This window comes from Bacillus sp. AM1(2019) (assembly GCF_009906915.1).
GTDB classification, from domain to species: Bacteria; Bacillota; Bacilli; order Bacillales; family Bacillaceae; genus Bacillus; species Bacillus velezensis.
Map to the genome: position 1 here is coordinate 3418100 of NZ_CP047644.1, position 21110 is coordinate 3439209.

Annotated in this window: 20 protein-coding genes and 1 riboswitch; of the genes, 12 read left to right on the forward strand and 8 right to left on the reverse strand. The window is 48.0% G+C overall.

Features of this window, described 5'->3' with window-relative positions; translation table 11 throughout:
• Positions 1–13: 13 nt before the first annotated feature.
• The 3 genes from GNE05_RS16970 to GNE05_RS16980 are packed head-to-tail and all read right to left on the reverse strand — an operon-like array spanning position 14 to position 2886.
• A complete protein-coding gene (locus tag GNE05_RS16970; protein ID WP_003151771.1) occupies positions 14–820 on the reverse strand; it encodes an ABC transporter ATP-binding protein in 807 nt (268 codons plus the stop codon).
• 18 nt (positions 821–838) lie between these two features.
• Positions 839–1849 (reverse strand): FecCD family ABC transporter permease, encoded by a 1011-nt coding sequence (locus GNE05_RS16975; RefSeq protein ID WP_025853867.1) that lies wholly within the window; start codon positions 1847–1849, stop codon positions 839–841.
• Positions 1849–2886, reverse strand: a complete 1038-nt coding sequence (locus tag GNE05_RS16980; protein ID WP_172401312.1) for a FecCD family ABC transporter permease — start codon at positions 2884–2886, stop codon at positions 1849–1851. Before GNE05_RS16980 ends, GNE05_RS16975 begins: the two co-directional genes overlap by 1 nt.
• A 247-nt stretch (positions 2887–3133) precedes the next feature.
• On the opposite strand from GNE05_RS16980, the gene GNE05_RS16985 reads away from it, so the two are divergent.
• Both GNE05_RS16985 and GNE05_RS16990 read left to right on the forward strand, forming a co-directional pair.
• Positions 3134–4072, forward strand: coding sequence for an iron-hydroxamate ABC transporter substrate-binding protein (locus GNE05_RS16985; protein WP_012118425.1), 939 nt, complete (start codon positions 3134–3136; stop codon positions 4070–4072).
• A 146-nt stretch (positions 4073–4218) separates the two neighbouring features.
• Positions 4219–5133, forward strand: coding sequence for a class I SAM-dependent methyltransferase (locus GNE05_RS16990; RefSeq protein WP_160183016.1), 915 nt, complete (start codon positions 4219–4221; stop codon positions 5131–5133).
• Positions 5134–5184: 51 nt separating this feature from the next.
• Here GNE05_RS16990 and GNE05_RS16995 read toward each other — a convergent pair whose 3' ends face one another.
• Together GNE05_RS16995 and sspJ are read right to left on the reverse strand one after the other, a co-directional pair.
• Positions 5185–6597, reverse strand: a complete 1413-nt coding sequence (locus GNE05_RS16995) for an amino acid permease (protein ID WP_014418866.1) — start codon at positions 6595–6597, stop codon at positions 5185–5187.
• 110 nt (positions 6598–6707) lie between these two features.
• A riboswitch (Lysine riboswitch) is annotated at positions 6708–6888 on the reverse strand.
• Positions 6889–7012: 124 nt separating this feature from the next.
• Complete coding sequence (gene sspJ / locus GNE05_RS17000; RefSeq protein WP_007410034.1) at positions 7013–7153, reverse strand: small acid-soluble spore protein SspJ; 141 nt, start codon at positions 7151–7153, stop codon at positions 7013–7015.
• A gap of 182 nt (positions 7154–7335) precedes the next feature.
• On the opposite strand from sspJ, the gene GNE05_RS17005 reads away from it, so the two are divergent.
• Positions 7336–7818 carry a metal-dependent hydrolase gene (locus GNE05_RS17005; RefSeq protein ID WP_003151759.1) on the forward strand — a complete coding sequence of 161 codons (483 nt, stop codon included), beginning with the start codon at positions 7336–7338 and terminating at the stop codon, positions 7816–7818.
• Positions 7819–7859: 41 nt separating this feature from the next.
• Complete coding sequence (locus tag GNE05_RS17010; RefSeq protein WP_127070425.1) at positions 7860–9716, forward strand: LTA synthase family protein; 1857 nt, start codon at positions 7860–7862, stop codon at positions 9714–9716.
• 30 nt (positions 9717–9746) lie between these two features.
• Here the strand turns inward: GNE05_RS17010 and GNE05_RS17015 are convergent, their stop codons facing one another.
• Positions 9747–10673: a substrate-binding domain-containing protein gene (locus GNE05_RS17015; protein ID WP_127070424.1), complete on the reverse strand. Its 927-nt coding sequence runs from the start codon at positions 10671–10673 to the stop codon at positions 9747–9749.
• 117 nt (positions 10674–10790) lie between these two features.
• Between GNE05_RS17015 and modA the strand changes: the two genes are divergently transcribed.
• From modA to GNE05_RS17050, 7 genes are all read left to right on the forward strand, one after another.
• Positions 10791–11588, forward strand: a complete 798-nt coding sequence (gene modA / locus GNE05_RS17020; protein ID WP_040238895.1) for a molybdate ABC transporter substrate-binding protein — start codon at positions 10791–10793, stop codon at positions 11586–11588.
• Entirely contained in the window at positions 11569–12252 is a 684-nt protein-coding gene (gene modB, locus GNE05_RS17025) for a molybdate ABC transporter permease subunit (RefSeq protein ID WP_014305804.1), read from the forward strand. The genes modA and modB overlap by 20 nt, the downstream gene beginning before the upstream one ends.
• Before the next feature lie 94 nt (positions 12253–12346).
• Positions 12347–12994 carry a response regulator transcription factor gene (locus tag GNE05_RS17030; RefSeq protein WP_160183017.1) on the forward strand — a complete coding sequence of 216 codons (648 nt, stop codon included), beginning with the start codon at positions 12347–12349 and terminating at the stop codon, positions 12992–12994.
• Positions 12995–12999: 5 nt separating this feature from the next.
• Entirely contained in the window at positions 13000–14103 is a 1104-nt protein-coding gene (locus GNE05_RS17035) for a sensor histidine kinase (protein WP_191389817.1), read from the forward strand.
• Between the two features lie 119 nt (positions 14104–14222).
• Positions 14223–15158 carry an ABC transporter ATP-binding protein gene (locus GNE05_RS17040; protein WP_014418872.1) on the forward strand — a complete coding sequence of 312 codons (936 nt, stop codon included), beginning with the start codon at positions 14223–14225 and terminating at the stop codon, positions 15156–15158.
• A 23-nt stretch (positions 15159–15181) separates the two neighbouring features.
• Positions 15182–16276 carry an ABC transporter permease gene (locus tag GNE05_RS17045; RefSeq protein ID WP_160183019.1) on the forward strand — a complete coding sequence of 365 codons (1095 nt, stop codon included), beginning with the start codon at positions 15182–15184 and terminating at the stop codon, positions 16274–16276.
• A 1-nt stretch (position 16277) separates the two neighbouring features.
• Entirely contained in the window at positions 16278–17423 is a 1146-nt protein-coding gene (locus tag GNE05_RS17050; RefSeq protein ID WP_137987879.1) for an ABC transporter permease, read from the forward strand.
• A gap of 32 nt (positions 17424–17455) precedes the next feature.
• Here GNE05_RS17050 and GNE05_RS17055 read toward each other — a convergent pair whose 3' ends face one another.
• On the reverse strand, positions 17456–18286 hold the full coding sequence (locus GNE05_RS17055; protein WP_007410023.1) for an aldo/keto reductase: 831 nt from the start codon (positions 18284–18286) through the stop codon (positions 17456–17458).
• 221 nt (positions 18287–18507) lie between these two features.
• Here GNE05_RS17055 and GNE05_RS17060 point away from each other — a divergent pair, with 221 nt between their 5' ends.
• Entirely contained in the window at positions 18508–18993 is a 486-nt protein-coding gene (locus GNE05_RS17060) for a stress protein (protein ID WP_160183020.1), read from the forward strand.
• Between the two features lie 36 nt (positions 18994–19029).
• Here GNE05_RS17060 and GNE05_RS17065 read toward each other — a convergent pair whose 3' ends face one another.
• Positions 19030–21045 (reverse strand): Na+/H+ antiporter, encoded by a 2016-nt coding sequence (locus tag GNE05_RS17065; protein ID WP_007613743.1) that lies wholly within the window; start codon positions 21043–21045, stop codon positions 19030–19032.
• Between the last annotated feature and the right edge of the window lie 65 nt (positions 21046–21110).

Below are 21110 nucleotides of genomic sequence, written 5' to 3' on the forward strand. Positions count from 1 at the left end.
CTGCGTTTTTTTTTCATCTTACCGTTGCGTTTTCATGCCGGATTAAATCGTAGGTTAAGCAGACCGGTTTGTTCGTGCGCGGATCTTTTACAATCTGTGCGTCAATTTGAAACACGTCTTCCAATATGCCGGGAGTCATGACTTCCTCCGCCGTTCCTTCCTTGATGACGCGCCCTTTTTTCAGGGCGATCATGTAATGGGAAAAACGGGCGGCATGGTTCAGATCGTGAATGACCATTAAAATAGTGCGGCCCTGCTCCTTGTTTAATTTGTCCAGCAGCTGCAAAATTTCAAGCTGATGGGCGAGATCTAAATAAGTGGTCGGTTCATCAAGAAGCAGCAGCTCCGTTTCTTGAGCGAGCGCCATGGCGATCCACACACGCTGCCGCTGCCCCCCGGAAAGCGCTTCGATCGGCCGGTCGTAAAATTCGGCCATCCCCGTCTCTTCAAGCGCCCATTTGATCATGTCACGGTCTTTATCACTCAAGCGTCCCATTCCGGACTGATGCGGAAACCTGCCGTAAGAAACAAGTTCGTACACCGTCAGCCCGCTCGGCGCTTCAGGCGTCTGCGGAAGAATTGCCATTTCCTTGGCGATGTCCTTCGTGGATTTTTGCATGATCGCCTGTCCGTTTAAATAGACGGCGCCGGATTTCGGTTTCATGATTCTTGACATCGTTTTGAGAACCGTCGATTTTCCGCAGCCGTTCGGACCGATCAGCGTTGTAATTTTTCCTTTCGGGATGGCGATATCCAATTCTTTCGCTATCAAACGGTCGCCATAACCGACAGTAAGCTGTTCCGCCGATAATGAGTTCATCGCGGCAGTCTCCTTCCTCTATTTCGTTTTCATCAGCAAATATACAAAATATGGCGCTCCGAGCACGGAAATCACCAGGCCGACGGGAACTTCGGACGGTGCAAGCACATTTCTCGCCAGCGTATCGGCAAGCAGAAATAAAAATGCTCCGATCAAAGCTGAAACCGGAATAAGCGTCTGGTGGCGCGGCCCGGTAAGCCTTCTGGCCAAATGCGGCGCAATGAGTCCGAGAAAAGCGATTCCGCCGGCTGCCGCAACACATGACGCGGTCAGGGCAACGGCGGACATCAGCAGAACGCGCCGCTCCTTTTCAACCCGGGTGCCAAGCCCCGCCGCCAGCTGATCACCGAGCTGGAGCACATTTAAATACCTGGCTTTATAGAGGCTGAACGGTAAAAGAACCAGCAGCCACGGCAAAATGGACAGCACCATTTTCCAATTGGCGTTCCAAATCGAACCGGAAATCCATACAAGCGCCTGCATGAAATCCCGCGGGTCCATTTTCAGCTGAAAAATCAAGAGAAGCGCATTAAACCCCGCATTGACGCCGATTCCGACCAAAACGAGCCGGACAGGTGAAACGCCTTTTTTCCAAGCCAGCACATAGATGAGCAGCGCAGCCAGAAAAGCTCCCGCCAAAGCGCTCACCGGAAGCAGCCATGTACTGGCCATGCTTAGATCAACAGCTGACCCTTGGAAAAAGAAGATAAACAGAACGACCGCCAAAGACGCCCCGGCGTTAATCCCAAGAATGCCCGGCTCCGCCAAGTCATTTTGAGACACGCTTTGAAAAATCGCGCCTGAAACCGCGATTCCTGCGCCGACAAGCAATGACAGCACCATGCGCGGCAGTCTGAATTCAAATAAAACGAGCTGATCCCGGGCATCCCCCTGTCCGAAAAAGACACGCATCGTATCAAGTGGCGCAATCCGGATCACGCCCATGTTTAAACTGATAAAAAAGACGATGCATATGAGCACAAACGTAACGGCCATGACCGCCAGCGGTTTTTTCGATTTTACATTCATTACAGCCCTCTCCTTTCCCTGCGCGCCAAATAAAAGAAAAAGGGAACGCCGATAAGGGCGGTTAAAGCGCCGACCGGTGTTTCAAACGGCGCATTGACGAGTCTTGCGGCAATATCACTGAAGACTAACAGAACGGCGCCGAATACCGCCGAACAGGGAATGATCCACCTGTAATCTACCCCGACTAAAAATCGGGTGATATGCGGAATCACCAAGCCGATAAAAGAAATGGCTCCGGCGACTGAGACTGAAGCCCCCGTCAAGAGGACAACGACAAACATTCCGATTACTTTCACAAGCGATGTGTACTGCCCGAGCCCTTTGGCCAGTTCCTCACCCAAGCTCAGCACCGTCACTGAGCGCGCAATCAGAAATGCCAGCAATAGTCCGATAACACCGGCCGCCAACAGCAGCTGCACGCCTTCCCATTTCACGGAAGCCACTCCTCCGGCATACCAGAACTTCACATCCTGGGCGACATCAAAACGGATCGCAATCGCGCTTGAAAGCCCCGTTAAGAAATAGCCGACTGCCGTACCGGCCAGCGCGAGCTTCACCGGTGTCAGCCCGCCTTTTGAAAACAGGCCGATGCCAAACACAATAAGCGCTCCGATTCCCGCTCCCGCAAAGGACCACAAAACAAGTCCCGCCGCAGACAGACCCGGAAAAAAAGCAAATGCCAATGCGATCGCAAATCCTGACCCCGACGTCACGCCCATAATGGAAGGCTCAGCAAGCGGGTTCCGCGTCAGCCCCTGCATAATCGCTCCGGACACAGCTAAAAAAGCCCCGACGAGCGCGGCGGCGGCGGTTCTCGGCAGCCTCAGATCGCGTATGATTTGATGAGATGTATTTTGCGGCTGAAAGTGAAAGAGAGCATCCCACACCGTCCGCAGATGAATATCGGCAGCTCCGATGGAAACAGACAGAGCCGCGCCGATCAATAAAACCGCAATACCGGCACACAGCAGCACAGCCGCTCTGAATGAACGCGCCGTCCACTGGATTTCACTCCCTGATGCCCCTTGAGCCGTCATTGTCTGTTTCTTTTTCAATAGACCCAACACTCGTTCTTCCTTTCTCAAAACAAGAATGGTAATGATAATGATTATCAATGACTTGTTTCAGTATAGCACTTTTATCTTCTCTTTTAATAGACCTAATTTCATATAAAAAAAGAAAGTTTTTCTTAAAAAAGAGCGTGCTTCTCTATGAAAGCAGTGATATAATCACACTGATAATGATTCTCTTTATCACTAATTTTTATGAAAGAAGGAATGTCAGATGTTCCATACATACAAGAAAATCGGCGCAGCGCTGATTGCCATGCTGCTCATCGCCGCTTTGGCCGCATGCGGCAATTCTTCAGACACGAAAGGTTCTTCTGAAAAAGAAGAAACCATCACGTATAAAGCCGAAAACGGCAATATTAAAATTCCGAAGCACCCGAAACGGGTCGTCGTCATGGCTGACGGCTACTACGGCGACTTCAAACAGCTCGGCATCAATGTTGTCGGCGCGCCGCAAAACGTATTTAAAAACCCTTATTACAAAGGGAAAACAAAAGGTGTCACAAACATCGGCGACGGCACGTCCGTTGAAAAAATCATTGACTTAAAGCCGGATTTAATCGTTGTCTGGACGACACAAGGCGCCGATATTGAAAAACTGGAAAAAATCGCGCCGACCATCGCCATTAAATATGACAAGCTCAGCAACATTGATCAATTCAAAGAGTTTGCGAAAATGACAGGCACTGAAGATAAAGCAGACAAATGGCTGGCTGAATGGGATAAAAAAACCGCTGCCGCTAAAACAAAGGTTCAAAAAGCGGTCGGCTCAAAAACCATCTCCATCATGCAGACAAACGGAAAAGACATCTATGTATTCGGTAAAGACTTCGGCCGCGGCGGAAGCATTATTTATGACAAACTCGGGCTGAAGGCCACAAAACTGACGCAGGAAAAAGCCATTAATCAAGGGCCGGGCTACGCCAGCATTTCACTCGAGAAACTGCCTGACTTCGCGGGAGACTACATCTTTATGGGGCCATGGCAGGCCGGCGGTGACGACAAAGGCGTGCTTGACAGCTCAATCTGGAAGAACCTCGATGCCGTCAAACAAAACCATGTCTACCGCATTGATCCGATCGGCTTCTATTTCTCAGACCCGATCTCACTTGAAGGCCAGCTCGACTACATCACAAAAAGCTTAACGAAGTAACCCCGAAGCCGCTGTCACAGCGGCTTTTTATTACGCTTAAAACTTGACAAAAAAATTTATTTATGCTATAATTTACATTTTTGGATTAACATGTATAATAAGATTCTCCCGGCCGGAGATTGATGTAAATAACGGAGGATCTTTATATGAAAGAAAACAAGGCGAGTATGACTTCCCTGCTGTCTGCTTTCGGAAGGGCGTACCATAGTAAATACGATACCCCGGTGATATTTGATGATTTTTTGGCACAAGATCTGATTTCTGAAAAAGAGCATTCGGACATCCGCGATCATCTCATTCAAGGTATATCATTTTTCAGCAAAGACATGGCACAGAGGCTTCAAGGCCAACCTGATGACATCTTAAAATGGGTGACTCAAGTACAGCTGTCTCCTGCACCGTTAGCCCGTGCCGCATATTGTGAAGAAGTGCTTTTGAATGAAGTAAAGCTCGGGGCCAAACAGTATGTTATCCTTGGCGCGGGGCTGGATACTTTCTGTTTCAGACATCCTGAGGTGACAAACGCCTTAGACATATTTGAAATCGATCATCCCGCTTCACAGGAAGACAAAATAAACAGATTGAAACATCTGAATCTCGACATTTCCCATCATCTTCATTTTGTACCGATGGACTTCGCCGCTTCGCTTTCTTTCAGCCGTCTGTATCAGGAAGGTTTTTCACGCCAAAAAACCTTTTTCAGCCTGCTCGGTGTGTCATACTACCTTACGAAAGAGCATCTCGCCCGCCTGCTCACACAATTATTTGCCGAAGTCCCGCCAGGAAGCTCTATCGTGTTTGATTATGCAGATGAGTCGCTCTTTGAAGAAAGAGGACTGTCAAACAGAGTGGAAAACATGGTGAAAATGGCTGCAGCAAGCGGAGAATCGATGTTATCGTGTTTCAGTTATAAAGAAATCGAAAAAATATTAGAATCATCAGGTCTGCTTATTTATGAACATTTATCTCCGGCGGACGTCAATGACCGTTTTTTCAGCGGACGCACTGACCATTTAACCGCATTCGAGACCATTCATTATATACACGCCGTCAAAAAGTAACCCGCTGCCGCAAACAAAAAAGACATCTCACAGACGTGAGATGTCTTTTTGTCATACCGATTGTCTGTTGTTTGCAAATTTCTTTGAGACGAAAGGATATAACAGCAAACCGACGAAAAACAGCCCGATACCGAGAATAAAGGTCGTTAAATCGGCCGTTCCGGTAATAATGACGTAAAAAGAATAAATGCAGGCAAGGATGGCGATGATACCGTCTCTTACTCTTGAACCCTTTATCTCGTCATACGTTTCACCCGTAAAAATGAGCTTCAGGCTGTAAAACGCTGATACGAGATACGGAATCAGATAAGCGAGCGTCGCCGCCGTTGTTAAAAACGTAAACGCGTCACTGATCGTCCGGGAAATAACCGAAAAGATAAAGATCTGTGACATCACGTTCGTTACGATTAACGACACAACCGGGCTTCCCTGTTTATTCGTTTTTGCAAAAGCAGCGGGAAAGTCTCCTGATTTCGCCGCTTGATACGGAACTTCAGAACCGAGAAGAATCCAGCCGAGCATCGTTCCGAACAGACACAAAATCGCCAGAATCGCCATGATGACGCTTCCCGCATTGCCGACGATCGCGTACAATACGTCAACAAACGGTTTTTCCGAGCCGACAAGCTTACCATGCGGAAGCACGCCCATCGTAATCAATGTCACGATGATATAGATGCTGAGCGCGATCAATAATCCGGTAATGGTGGCGCGTTTCACGTCGCGCTGCGAACGGGCGCGCCCGGATAAAATGACTGCCGATTCAATTCCGACGAACGCCCATAATGTTGAAATCGCCGCATTGTGGATCTGTCCGCCGATTCCCTCAACTGTGTGAGGACCTGTTTGAACCGGAAAATAAAAATGATCGAAAAACGACGTTTGAAACACAAATAAACCTGCAATGATAAAGAAGATAAATCCTAATACTTTTGAAAACGTCGTGACGAAATTTAATTTACTCGCACCGTTAATGCTGGTGACGAGAATCGTGTGAGTGCCCCATAATAAAACCGTACATACGGCAAACGTCAGCAGCTGGCCGAGCGTAACCGCCTGACCGCCGATCGAAAACATTTCACGCTTATCCGTTAAAATCGGGAAAAATGATGTTAAATATCCGGCAAGGCTCGTGATGATCGCCACGTTGCTGATCCAGCTCGCCACCCAGTAGCCCCACACCATCGTGAAGCCCGCTGCATTCCCTTTTTTCCGATCGCTGAACAGCGCACGCGCATAGCTTTGCGGCCCCGCCGTGAGCTCAGGCTTGCGGATGGATAAGTGGCCGAAGACCAGCGCGATCATTAACACACCGGCTCCCGTTAAAAGCCATGCCGATGTAGCGCCGAACGGGCTCGCGATTTTTGCGAGCGTACTCGGAAGCGAAAAGATGCCCGAGCCTACCATATTTCCTACGACAAACGCCGTTAATAACCAAAAACCCCATTTTTTCGTCTGTTCCATTCCTGTACCTCCTGGTTGTTCATTCGTACGGACCAGACCCCGAGACCATATTTACACGCAAAAAAAGCCTGAACAAAAGTCCATGCTTAAAGAAACACACACACCCTTGATCTCCGGATAGCCCTCCGCGAAAAAGCACGCGGCAGTCCTGCACTTATTCAGATACAGTCCCAGCATAAAGAAGGATCGGCTTTCTTTACACTTCGGCGCTGATGCCTTTAACACATGTTTTGCGGCCCCTATCAGCCTGGCATGTGCGACTCATCATCAAGCGCAACCTCTACCTCACCGAGAAAGAGTGAGGATTTTTATCATTCAATTCTACTCAGAGGTTATCAGAGATAAAAAGATCTGTCAAAGGGAAAAATTAGATGGAAAACGGATAGAGCGTTCGCCCTACCCGTCTTATATATGGTCAGCGGTTGTTTTTTTTCTTTTGAACAGCTTCTTGAAGCGGATCGTCTTTCAGAGCTGCACCGGCGTCTTCAAGCGCGCCTTGAATGACGTTTTTGTTTTTATCACTGTTTTTTCCTTTTTCTTTGTTAAAGAAAGCCATCTGTATCACCTCTTTATCAAATATGGTACACCTATAATGTGTCTTTTTCCGCGGCAGAATATGCGGAATCCTTGTCTCCTTCCTTTTGGCGGAACAGGTAAAGTTTGTTGATCAAACATGCATTCTCTTGATATATTTGTAATTCAGGGGATTTTGGCAAAAATAAAAAGGAGAAGCGAAAAATGACAGGAAAAACACACATCATGGGAGGCATCGCTTCTTGTTCCGCAATTGCGTATTATTACGGGTATGATCCGGTCCTTATGACCTCAGCGGGTGCCCTCGGGGCGCTGATTCCCGACATTTGCCATACGAAAAGCAAAATCGGCAGAACGCTGCCCGTTCTGTCCAAAATCGTAAGCACGGTGTTCGGCCACAGAACGTTTACACACAGCCTGCTGTTTATGCTTATTATGTTTTTCATTACGGCAACTTATATTCCGAATCCGAGCATTTCCGCAGGACTGATGATCGGAATGGCGAGTCATCTTGTGCTTGACGCATGGACCGTCAACGGCATTAAACTGCTGTTTCCGTCCGCCATCCGCTTCCGTCTTCCCCTTTATATGAGAACGGGGAGCTTTTCGGAACAGCTTGTGCTGGCCGGCTTAACGATTGTATCCTGCTATTATTTATACGAACTGGTTCACGGCCGCATCTCTTAAACAAAAAGCATCTTTCGCTTTTAGGGTGAGGAGTCATACATATGAAGAAAACCTTTTTCAGCAATCATCGGTTTTTATGCCTGTCCATCCTGTTCATGTGGATGAAAACCTATGCCGTTTATAAGCTCGGTTTTGATCTGCAGAACAATTCGGTTCTTGAGGAATGTCTGCTTCTCATTAATCCGCTGAGCTTCATTGTGCCGCTGTTCGGCATCGCCCTGCTGCTGACGGAAAAAAAACAGCGGATCTTTCTGCTTTCGGCGAATGTGATGCTGACGGGGATTTTAATCGCGAATACGGTGTTTTACGGGTTTTATATTGATTTTATCACCATACCGGTTTTGTTTCAGGCGAGCAATATGGGCGATATGGGAAGCAGCGTCCAAGAGCTGTTTCACCCGCTTTATATCGCTTTATTTTTGGATATTGCGGTTTTGTTTTATCTTGGTAAAAGGCATAAAGCTGGTAAAGGTAAAGCGGGCGCCCGTACCGTTAAAGCGTATGCGTGGGCATCAGCCGGCCTCATGCTGTGCAACCTTGCGCTGTCTGAGGCTGAGCAGCCGAAGCTGTTCAAGCACCCTTTTGATCGTGAAGCGCTCGTAAAAGGAATCGGCCTGTTCCACTTTCATTTGTATGACACCATTTCGCAGACGCTGAATGCAGGGGCTAAAGCGTTTGCCGACGAAGACAGCCTTGCGGCGGTCGCAAATTACACTCAAGCCGACTACAGCAGGCCGTCCGAATCAAAGTTCGGGCTCGCAAAGGGGCGCAATGTGATTTTTGTTACGCTCGAATCAACCCAGCGTTTTGTAATGGATGAGCGGGTCAACGGGCGGGAGATTACCCCGTTTTTAAATAAACTGCGGAAAAAAAGTTATGACTTCACTCATTTTTATCAGCAGACTGAACAGGGAAAAACCTCAGATTCAGAATTCATTACTGCGAATTCGCTGTATCCGTCCTCAAGCGGCGCCGTTTTTTTCACAAAAAGCGGCCACCGGTTCAATACGATTTACCATATGTTAAAAGATCATCAATACTATTCAGCCGTTCTGCATGCCAATCATAAGGCCTTTTGGAACCGGGATGAGATGTACGGGGCATTCGGAATCGACCGTTTTTTCGACGCGGATGAATTTAAGGTGACACAGGAAAATTCAACAGGCTGGGGCCTGAAGGATAAGGAATTTCTCGAACAGTCAGCGGAAAAATTAAAGAAGCTTCCGCAGCCGTTTTACGCGAGCCTGCTGACTTTGACCAACCATTTTCCTTTTGAAATTGATAAACAGGATCAGCTCATTGAGGAACCGGACACAAGCAGCGAGTTATTAAACCGCTATGTGACGACGGTCCGCTATGAAGATGAGGCCCTGAAACACTTTTTCAAGAAGCTGAAAAAAGAAGGACTGTATGACAACGCGATGATCGTCCTGATGGGAGATCATTACGGTATATCCGAAGCCCATAATCAAGGACTTGCCGAATTCTTAGGGAAAGAGGAAATCACTCCGTTTGATACGGTTCAGCTTCAGCGCGTGCCGTTTATCATTCATATTCCCGGGGTGACCGACCGTGCGCCGGAAACGATTGCTTCGGCCGCGGGACAGGTTGATGTAAGACCGACGCTGCTTCACCTGCTCGGCATTGAAACGAAAGGCAGCATTCAGTTCGGCAATGATCTGTTTTCCGGAGAGCGGACGCCGTTTGCGGTGCTGAGAAACGGCAGCTTTATCACGGATGATCATATTTATACGAAAAATACGTGTTACAGCCGTAAAACGGGTGAACCGCTTTCTGACATGAGCGCGTGCAGCGATGAGAAAGAAAAAGCGGAACAAGAGCTGATGCTTTCCGATAAAATATTAAACGGCGACCTGCTGCGGTTTTATAAGCAATAAAAAAATCCCTCCGTTATATGGAGGGATTTTTCATGTTTCATATATGAGCCGTCCGGTCATTTTCGTATCATATCCGGATAATTGAGAAAGCTGAGACTTGAATTCCTCAGAATTAAGAATGTCCTGCACGCTTTGAACAAGCTCCCGGTTTTGTTTTAAGACGACCACATCGTACTGCTCACTGATCACCGGGATAAAATCCGTGCCCGCCATATGCGCCGCATGCTGCGACCCGACTCCGATATCCGCCTTTCCGCTTGATACTTGTGAAGCCGCTGACAGATGATCCGTGACAATGTCATGATAGCCGGCGACATCAGACGGCGTGATGCCGAATGATCTGAGCTGTTCATCCAGCAGGACCCTCGCGCCTGATCCTTTTTCGCGATTGACGATGCGGACATCCTTTCGGCTCAAATCCTGAAAGCCCTGAATGTTCAGCGGATTGCCCTTTTTCACATATAATCCGGCCTGACGAAGCACGACATGAAAAAGCGCAAACGGCTCCCCTGAAAGGATGCGCTTCACATACGGGATGTTATACTGCCCCGTCTCCCCATCGTACAAATGCAGACTGACGATGTCACAAGCTCCGCGGTACATCTCGATCAGGCTGTTCAAACTGCCGCTGTACTTGCGGAGCGGAGCCGCCTGTATTGTTTGTTCCAGCTGTTTGCTGAGAAGGTCCATCGACACATCCTGCCCGCTGATGATAACGGACTGCCTTTTTTCCGGCTCCCGCCCGCGGGACGGGTCAGGTGCTTCTGATACGGATGGCCTTTTTGACATTCTCATGTTTGCTTTATATTGTTTTAAGTCCTCTTCATCGACCCTCATCTGTCTTCCGACCCTGTACGCCGGAATGAGTCCTTTTTTTATCAAATCATATACTGTCAGTTTGGAGACCTTCAAAAGGCCCGCAACTTCTTCTATTGTATAGGAAGTGGCTTCTGTCATATTATCACGCTCCGTTTTTATTATAACTGTTCAGATATTGAAAAAAAACCGCACCATCACGTACAATTGCGTTATAATTAGTTTGATCTAATGATATTTAGCTATAAGGGGTGCACAATGTTGAAAAAGAAAGCGACACTACTCACAACTGCGGCTATGGCCGTTTTCCTGGCAACTGCGGGCTGCTCATCCGGACAATCGTCCAAAGGCGGACAAAACGAAAAAGTCACGCTGACCGTTTCTGCGGCAGCCAGCGCTCAGGATGCACTTGAAGAAATCCAGACCAACTACGAAAAATCACATTCAAACGTAACCATTCAAGACAACTTCGGATCATCAGGCACATTGCAAAAACAAATTTCACAAGGCGCGGGAGCTGATTTATTCTTCTCGGCAGCCGAAGATAAATTCGAAAAGCTCGTTCATGACGGAGATATCGACAAAAAAGACAGCACGGATCTTTTGAAAAATGATCTCGTCATGATCGTACCTGAGAAAAACAGCGCACACCTGACACATCTGAATGACCTGAAAAAAGACAGCGCGGAAAAAATTGCGCTCGGCACGCCTGAATCCGTTCCGGCCGGACAATACGCCAAACAGTCATTGACGGCATTATCCCTGTGGGACAAGGTAAAAGATAAAGTCGTCTATGCAAAAGACGTTCGCCAGGTGCTTTCTTATGTTGAAACCGGAAATGTCGATGCCGGGCTTGTCTATAAAACAGACGCGCTGATTTCGAAAAAGGTGAAAATCACCGATGAAGCGCCGGCGAAAACGCACGATCCGATCGTTTATCCGCTCGGCATCGTCAAGGATACAAAGCACCGTAAAGAAGCAGAAGCGTTTTATCAGTATCTGCAGTCTGATGAAGCGATGAAAGTGTTTAAGAAATATGGATTTACTGCCAAGTAACATTACGGCTTCGGAGTTTTTCACTCCCGTCGTACTGTCGTTTGAGGTGGCTTTGGCATCGGGCATCGCCGTCATCATTCTCGGGACGCTTGCCGGCGCCTGGATGGCGAAAGCGCGATTTCCCGGAAAAACGGCTGTGGAGACCCTGTTTATGCTCCCGCTCGTTCTTCCTCCTACCGTTGTCGGCTTCATTCTCATTATTATTTTCGGGAAACACAGCTTTATCGGCCGGGCGATTGAGCGGATTTTTCACCAGCCCGTCATTTTCACGTGGTCGGCCGCGGTGATCGCTTCGGCTATTGTCGCCTTCCCGCTTATGTATCAGTCCGCTAAAACCGGCTTCGCCGCGGTTGATGCCGACATCGAGGGAGCGGCGAAAGTAGACGGAGCCGGCAGATGGCAGGTGTTCACCCGTATTTCCGTCCCGCTTGCCTTTCCCTCCCTCTTGACCGGAAGCATTCTCAGTATTGCAAGGGCGCTAGGTGAATTCGGGGCGACTTTAATGTTTGCGGGAAATATTCCCGGCGTCACCCAAACGCTGCCGACAGCGATTTACGTCGCGATGGACTCCGGCAATGAAACACTCGCCTGGGTGTGGGTGATCTGTATTGTGATCATTTCTTTTCTGATGCTGTTTTTCATCCAATTGAAAAAACCCGCTTAACCGATCCGCCTTCCGCGCACCTTTCGCCGGGAGGCTTTTTGATTTAAAATCGGATGGTATATAATGAAACAAAAAACACACAAAGGGTGCGGCCATGAAGATTAATGTCATTATCGCGGATGATAATTCTTTCATCAGAGAAGGAATGAAAATCATTTTGCATACATATGAGGAATTTACTGTATCGGCAACGTTGGAAAACGGATTCGAGGCGGCAGAGTATTGTAAACACAATCCCGTCGATATCGCCTTGTTGGACGTCCGCATGCCGGTGATGAACGGCGTCGAAGCCGCAAAACGGATCGCGGAGGAAACGGATACGAAGCCGATGATCCTGACGACATTTGACGACGATGAGTATATTTTAGAAGCGATTAAAAACGGCGCGAAAGGATATTTATTAAAAAATACCGAACCGGAACGGATACGCGATGCGATCAAAAGCGTCTTCAACGGGCACAGCATTCTTCAGGACACCGTGCTGGATAAAATAAAAGACAGCCTTTTCCGGCCGGCCGAAGCCGCGCATCAGATTGATGAAAGCCAGTTTACTGAAAGAGAGCTCAGCATCATGTCGCTTATTGCGAAAGGACTGTCGAACAGGGAAATTTCAAAACAGCTTTTCATTTCTGAAGGGACGACAGCCAATTATATTTCATCTATTTTAGGGAAAACAGGGCTTGAGCACAGAACGCAGATCGCCATTTTTTATATCACCGGGAAGGTGGATAACGGGCGTTGAACGGTATGGATTTTTGGATGCTGATGAGCAGACTGATCGCCATTTTTTATACGGCTTTTTTGTTCGTATCGGCAGACCGCCCTTACACGCCGTACGCCGTCTTGTTTCTGCTGCTTTATCTGTCTTTGGGCATTGCGGTCTGCATGATCAGGCCGCCCGCTTGGAGGCGCGGGATCACCCTCATGACGCTTGCATTGACTGCTTGGCTTTCCGCCTTAGGCCATCCGGCGTTTCTATTTCTTTTGCCGCCCGCCATTTTTGCCGTTCTTGCCGAATATCCGGTTCACCGCTATGTGTTCTGCCTGCTCGTGTTTTTGCCGTTTTTATTTATCCCGTACGGCGACCTTCCGACTTATATCGTCATGACCTTGTTCTGTCTGGCGATTTTCGTTTTGGCCGCCCGGTCCAGCGACCGGCTGAAAAAATATGAAGAGCAGTCAGACAGCATGCGCTCAAGCATTGAAAAACTGACGAAACAGCTGCACAGCAGCACAGAATATATCAAACAATCGGAGTATACCGGCAAACTCGAAGAAAGAAACAGATTGTCCCAAGCCATCCATGACAAAATCGGCCATTCCATGACCGGCGCGCTCATTCAGATGGAAGCGGCGAAGCGGATGCTCGGCTCCCATCCGGACAAAGCGGCTGAACTGCTCCAAAACGCCATTACCATTTCCAAAGAAGGCATAGAGGATATCCGCATAACGCTGAAAAATATGAAACCGCCCGCTGAACAAATGGGCATTCACAGATTAAGAACGTTTATTGATGAATTTTCGGCCAAAAACGGCATGCCGGTTCCGTTTACGCATCAAGGCGATTTGGACAGGCTGACGCAAATGCATTGGAGAGTCATACAGGAAAACGTAACCGAAGCCTTGACCAATGCAATGAAATACGCCGATGCCACGCAGATTTTCATTGATATCCATGTGCTGAACAAAGCCGTGAAAGCGGAAGTCAAAGATAACGGAAACGGCGCCGTCCGCTTTAAAAAAGGCCTCGGCATGCTCGGTATGGAAGAACGGGCGGCCGTCTTGCACGGAACCGTTATTTTTGACGGCACGGCCGGTTTTTCCGTCACGACATTGCTTCCGGTTGAATAAGTGAATATTTTCATGTGAAAAATATGAAGATTCTCATGTCAAAGGAATGAACAGCTGCACTAACGGCCGTTCATTCTTTTTTTTATAATAAGAGCATCATAAGACATAGAGGTGGAAACATGAACATTTTGGAGCTCAAACAGCTGAGTAAGAAATTCGGTGATTATGCCGCCGTTGACCAGATGTCGCTTGCCGTAAAAGAAGGTGAGATTTTCGGGTTTCTCGGCGCAAACGGAGCCGGAAAAAGCACGACGATCAATATGATCTCAGGTCTTTTAAAACCTTCAGGCGGAGACATTCTGTTTCTCGGAAAAGATATTTTCAAATATAGCAAAGCAACGAAAATGAATATCGGCATCGTCCCTCAGGACCTCGCGATTTACGAGGAATTAAACGCCTATGAAAATGTGAAGTTCTTCGCAGGTCTGTACGGCCTGAGAGGGGCGGCTCTGAGAGAACGGGTCGAGGAAGCCCTGACATTCGTCGGCTTGAGCGATAAACACAAATATTTGCCGAAGCATTTTTCCGGGGGAATGAAACGCCGGCTTAATATCGCCTGCGCCCTTGCCCACCGGCCGAAACTGATCATCATGGATGAACCGACGGTCGGCATTGATCCGCAATCAAGAAATTATATTCTGCAATCAGTGAAAAAGCTCAATGAAATGGGCTGCACGATCATTTACACGAGCCACTACATGGAGGAAGTGGAAGAAATATGCACGCGCATCGCCATCATCGACCACGGAAAAGTCATCGCAGAAGGCACAAAAGAACAGCTGACTTCCATCATTACCGACACGAAGGACGTCGTGATTGAGCTGTCATCCGGAAACGGCATCAGCCTCGGCGATATTCAGGAGCTGCCCGGCGTCAGAGCCGCCGCACTGGAAGAAAACAGCGTGAAAATCAGCTCTGACACAGGGGTCAACAATTTAAACCGCCTGATCCGGTACTTCATGGACAAAGGCATTGAAATCCGCTCCTTGCAGGAACAGGCACCTGACTTAGAAACGGTATTTCTCACGCTGACAGGCAGAAGCCTGCGCGACTGACCCTATTGAAAGGAGGATTGCAAATGAATATTCTGCACATCGCCGGGAAAGAAATCAAAATCAGTTTCCGCGACAGACGGACTTTTATTTTCATGCTTGCTTTTCCGATCGTCTTCATGCTGATTTTTACTGCGGCATTATCAAACGCCTTTGATTCAGAGGTGACGGTCGGAAACATCAAGGTCGTATATACGGACCAATCAAACGGCCCTCTTTCTCATTATTTTACTGAGTTTATGAAAGCCGCCAAAAAAGAGCATGTTTATTTTCAAAAAGCGGACACGGAGGCAAAAGGCAAAAACGAGGTTCGAGAAAATCAGGCGGATGCTTTCGTCACTGTAAAAAACACCGGTTTTCAAGTCTATACAAATGACCGGAGCGGCATAAACGGCACGATCGTCCAAGGCATGCTGACCGCTTTTACCAATCAATACAAAGCAGGCGCCGCCGCTTACAAGGCGCATAAGGCGCCTTCCGCCGGACAAATCAAAAGCGATTATATGAAGCAGACGTCTTTACACAAAGCGAAAGAACCGAAAGCGAAAGATTTTTACGCGATATCCATGACGACGATGATCGGGCTGTACGCCTCGATTTTTGCAAGCACCTTATTCCGCGGGGAAAGAATACGGCACACCGCGGATCGCCTGATCGCCGCCCCGCTCCGGAAAAGCGATATCTTTCTCGGAAAGATGCTTGGCATTTTGGCTGTGAATGTTCTGACGATTCTTGCCGTTGTCGCCTTCAGCAAATTTATCTTAAAAGCGAATTGGGGCAGCCACCTGGGACTTGTGCTTCTGATTCTCGTTTCTGAAATTCTTTTGGCCGTCAGCTTCGGGCTCAGCCTGAGCTATTTGACCAGAAAACCCGAAAGCGCCAGATTAATCACCGTCATCATCGTTCAGGTGATGTCCATTATCGGCGGCGCCTATTACAAATATGAAGGCGGAGGAATTTCCGTCCTGTCGCCCTTATCATGGATCAATAAGGCGATTAACAGCATCATTTACGCAAATGATGTATCAGCGGCATGGCCTGCACTCGGTTTAAATACAGCATTGGCGGCACTCTTTTTGCTGATCGCCGCATTTACGTTTCAAAGACGGGAGGGATTGTAATATGAAAAACTTCTGGTGGCTGTTTGCACACACTCTCAAAGGGATTACAAAAAGCAAAAAACAGCTTATTCTTTATATCGGGGCTCCGCTGATCGGCGTCTTCCTCTCCTTCATGACCAATGCCAACGGCGGAGCCGAAACGCTCAATATCGGCATTCTTAATCAGGACGGCGGAGAAGTGGCACAGGATACGGTCACGTTTTTAAAAGGACTGGATCATGTGAAGATTTCGGAGGAAACGGCTGCGTCCGCCACATCCAAGATCGCTTCAGGAAAAATGGAGGCGCTCATTACGTTTGAAAAAGGCTTCTCCCAAAGCGTAAAAGACGGGAAACCGGCTCACATCGGCATGACCTCGCTGAAAGGCGCCCAGGTCACCGGATATGTCAGCTCTTATTTGTACAATTATATGAACAGCGCCGCCTCAATCGGCAAATCTTCCGGCGGAGACGCGAAAGCCTTTCAGGCGATGTACGCCGCTTTCAAGCATTCTCCGATTCAAACGGAGTCCGCTGTTTTACAAGATACATCGAATCATAAAGAAATGACCTACTCAGTCATCGGGTATCTCATTATCATTATGCTCTATTCCGCCGGCAACCTGACGGAACTGATGATTAAAGAGCGGGAAAACAGGACGTACTACAGGCTTCTGTCAACGCCGATCACATCAAAGCAGTATGTACTGGCAAACGCGGCGGTGAATATCATTATCATGGCCGTCCAAATTCTATTCGCCGTTCTCTTTATGGGCGCCGCTTTTCATATTCATCCGTCATTCCCGCTGTGGCAGCTGTTCGTCCTGATGATGCTGTTTGCATTAAGCGCGATCGGGATCGCCTTTATTGCCGTCGGTTTTTCCAACAGCAGCGCTTCAACATCGGCGCTTTTGAATTTGATCGTCGTGCCGACATGCTTGCTCGCCGGCTGCTTCTTTCCGAGCAATATTATGCCGAAAACGGTGCAGACAATCGCCGAATTTCTGCCTCAGCGCTGGGTGCTCGATACGGTCGATCAATTGCAGCACGGCCGCACGCTCCAAAGCCTGGTGCTGAACATCATCATTTTGGGAGCCTTCGCCGCCGCCCTGTTATTAATAGCCGCATACAGGTTCAGCGTAAAACGTCAGACACAGACATTTATGTAAAGAAAAACAGCCCCGTAAAGGGCTGTTTTTTCTTAGAACAGAAGCTCGTCCGGATTCGGGCCGACACGCTCGTCTTTGTTCAATGCGCTGATCTTTTCCATTTCTTCCTGTGACAGTTCGAAATCAAAAATATCGGCATTTTCTATAATGCGGTGCTCTTTAATGGATTTCGGAATGGTAACGACTTCGTTTTGAAGATCCCAGCGCAAAATCACTTGAGCAACTGATTTGTTATGTTTTTCCGCAATTTGTGACAGCACTTCGTTATCGAGGAGCTGTCCCTGCATCAATGGAGACCATGCTTCCACTTGAATGCCCTGCGCTTTGCAGAAATCTCTTACTTCTTTTTGAGTCAGGCGCGGGTGGAATTCAATCTGGTTGACCATCGGCTTGATTTCAGCATCTTTCAGCAGCTCTTCTAAATGATGCACTTGGAAGTTGCTGACGCCGATGGCGCGGATTTTGCCGTCTTTGTACAGCTTTTCAAGAGCGCGCCATGTGTCTTTATATTTATCCTTGCCCGGCCAGTGAATCAGGTACAGATCGAGGTAATCGAGGCCGAGGCGCTCAAGGCTTTTCTCAAACGCGTCAAGTGTCGTTTCGTATCCTTGATCTTCATTCCACACTTTTGACGTGATGAACAGCTCTTCTCTGGCAACGCCCGCAGCTCTGATGCCTTCGCCGACACCCTCTTCATTTTTATAAATAGCCGCCGTATCAATGCTGCGGTAGCCGTTTCTGATTGCCGCTTCGACGGAGTCCGCCGCTACGCTTCCGTTTTCCACCTTGAAGACGCCAAGGCCGAACCACGGCATTTCAACGCCATTATGAAGCTTTACAGTATCTTTTAAGCTTTTTGCCACGTTGAACCATCCTTTCTAGTCATTATGTAAACGGTTATTATTATCTCACATTTCCGCCGTAAGAAACCAATTATACGCTCATCGTTATCACAAAAACCATCTTTAGTGCCCAACCACCACTGCCGTTATTATTTTCCTATTTTTCAAAAATTCCGGTTAACCGGGTAACTGTCCGGGTAAATCGCTACTGTAACCACCACACAATTGAAGGAGGAAATCATATGAAACGTATGCGTATCCCGATGTCCGTTGCCCTTGGCGCCGCTTTGTCTCTGACTCCTCTGTCCTTTGTATCCGCAAAAGAAACCCCGGTCCCTCAAAACATGGCGCAGCAATCATCAGATGTCTCAGCAAAAGATGTCGGATTAAACATTGACGTTGACCTGCTCGGCATCGGCAATTCGATTGCTGACGCGATTAAGTCGGCGCAAAACCGTGACGGCTTCGTCAAAAACTTAATGGAATCTTCATTCTACGCTTCCGGACAAAAATATAACGTCATGGTGTTTAATTTAAGCCAGGAATATGAAGATCATTTTAACAGCGTTCAGTTTTACGGTTCCGCCGTTTATGACGGCATCACGTACGGCATTTGGGTGTTTGAAGACGGAAGCTTCACCAATAAAGGTGATGGCGGCTGGATCAACTGGGCCTTCAGAGGCTGGTTTGACCGCGACGGCGATCACGTCGAATTCCATCGTCCGTAATCAAAAAAAGTCCGGCGAACAGATGCCGGACTTTTTTTATTCACCTCCGTCAAGCATGGCCGCTTCCACATCATTGATGTATTGGCGAAGCTCATGTGACATATCGCGGGAAATTTCCCGCTCTTCGAATAATGTTTGGATTTCGTTGCGGATGGCCTGCACGGCCCGCAGTTTGATTTCAAGTTTTTGATTTTCAAAACGGCGGCTCGGACTCTGTTCGTGATACGAGTGCCCCAGCCTGAAAATCAAGTGATTGTAAAAGGAAATGACGGCAAGCGTCACATCTTTATTTTCTTCAGTCATGTGTTTTTTCAGGCTTTCAATGGCCGCTTTTGCCGTTTTAACCCTTGTGGTGCGGATGAGGCCTTCTTCATTTAAAATCGACATTTCCGGCTTTTTTTGTTCACCGAAAAAGATCCAGTACATCAGGCGTTTCAGCTTTTTCTTAGATAAGCCGACTTTAAACGGATTCGTATACAGCACTTCCAGTTCATCAAACCGTTCCTGAAGGCTGTCAGCCGTTTCTTCCGGTATGTCGCCCCGCTCAATCAGCCGCAGCAATTCTTCCTGTTCAGCCTGTATCCCTTGGGCGCGGACTTTCCGCTCATCTTTTTTCGTGCGGTTTTTGACGGTGAACTGCTGAAACCTGAGATTTTTCATTTTCTCATTGTATTCGGCAATGACCGCAAAAGAAGCCGTTTTGTTTGTCTCATTCATATTTTCTTTAATGGCGGTTAAGGCAGCTTTTATCAGCTTCCGTCTCGCTGTCAGCAATTTGACTTTCTTCTCTTTCACATTGTCTTCCGGCTTATCTGTCAAAATCGGCAGTACGATTGTCGCCAGCACCAATGTGCACATAATAACGCCCGCGGCTAAAAAGAGAATCAAATTCCGTTCAGGAAACGGCGAGCCGTCAGAGAGCACGTACGGAATGGAAAAGGAACCCGCAAGCGTAACCGCTCCCCTGACGCCTGAAACCGAAATCAGCAGGGTCGAGCGCAGGCCGGGTTTATAAATGCTCTGATCCTTGTTAAAAAACCACTTGCCGTTCCAAAAAAACAGCACCCACAAAAACCTGAGAATCATTAACGTCAGCGTAATGACGATAATGTACCCGATGACCATCATATTGTTAAACGCGGTATCATTAAAGATGACGGAAACCACATCCGGTATTTGCGCCCCTAAAATAACGAAAACAAGACCGTTCAGAATGAACAAAATAATATTCCATGTACTTGAAGAGACGATTTGCAGTTTGACCATCGTTGATTCAAGACGATCCTGCTCCACCGCATGCGTGATGCCGCCGGCCACAACAGCTAAAATGCCGGAAACGCCGATTTCTTCAGCCGCGAGATAGATGACGAACGGCGTCAGAATTTGAATCAGCATATGCATCGTGACATCCTGCATGCCGAGGCGGCGCAAAAACAGCCGGAAACGGATAATCAAAAAAGAAATGACGACACCGCTGAGTAAACCGCCGGCTGAAATCAGAACGAAACTGAAGGCGGCCTGCGCCAGCGAAAATGCGCCCGTCACGGCAGCCGCAATCGCAAATTTAAAAGCGACCAGGCCGGATGCGTCATTCATCAGCCCTTCTCCTTCAAGGAGACGCAGAATGCCTTTTGGCATCTTCACTCGCCCTGACAGCGCGCTGACCGCGACAACGTCAGTCGGTGACAGTATCGCCGCCAGCCCGAACGCGGCAGCCAGCGGGATGCTCGGAATCATCCAATGAATCGTGTAACCGCCGACAATCACCGTGGCAAACACGAGCCCGAGCGCAAGCAGCAGAATCGGCGCTCTTAAATTCCAAAGTTCCGCACGCGGCGTCCGTTTTCCATCGTTAAAAAGCAGCGGAGCGATAAACAAAACAAAAAACAATTCGGTATTCAGTTCAAAATGAAGCCCCTGCGGAAATGACGCCGCAATGATACCGAGCGCCACCTGAATCAAAGGCACCGGGATAAAGGGGACAAACCGATTTACGATATTTGAGATCGCGATGATGGTTAAAAGTACGAGTACGACTAAAAATATGTCCAAAGCATGACCTCCTTCATCTGCTGCATCATATCATTATTGCCTGTTCTCTGCCTTTGCCAAAGGCC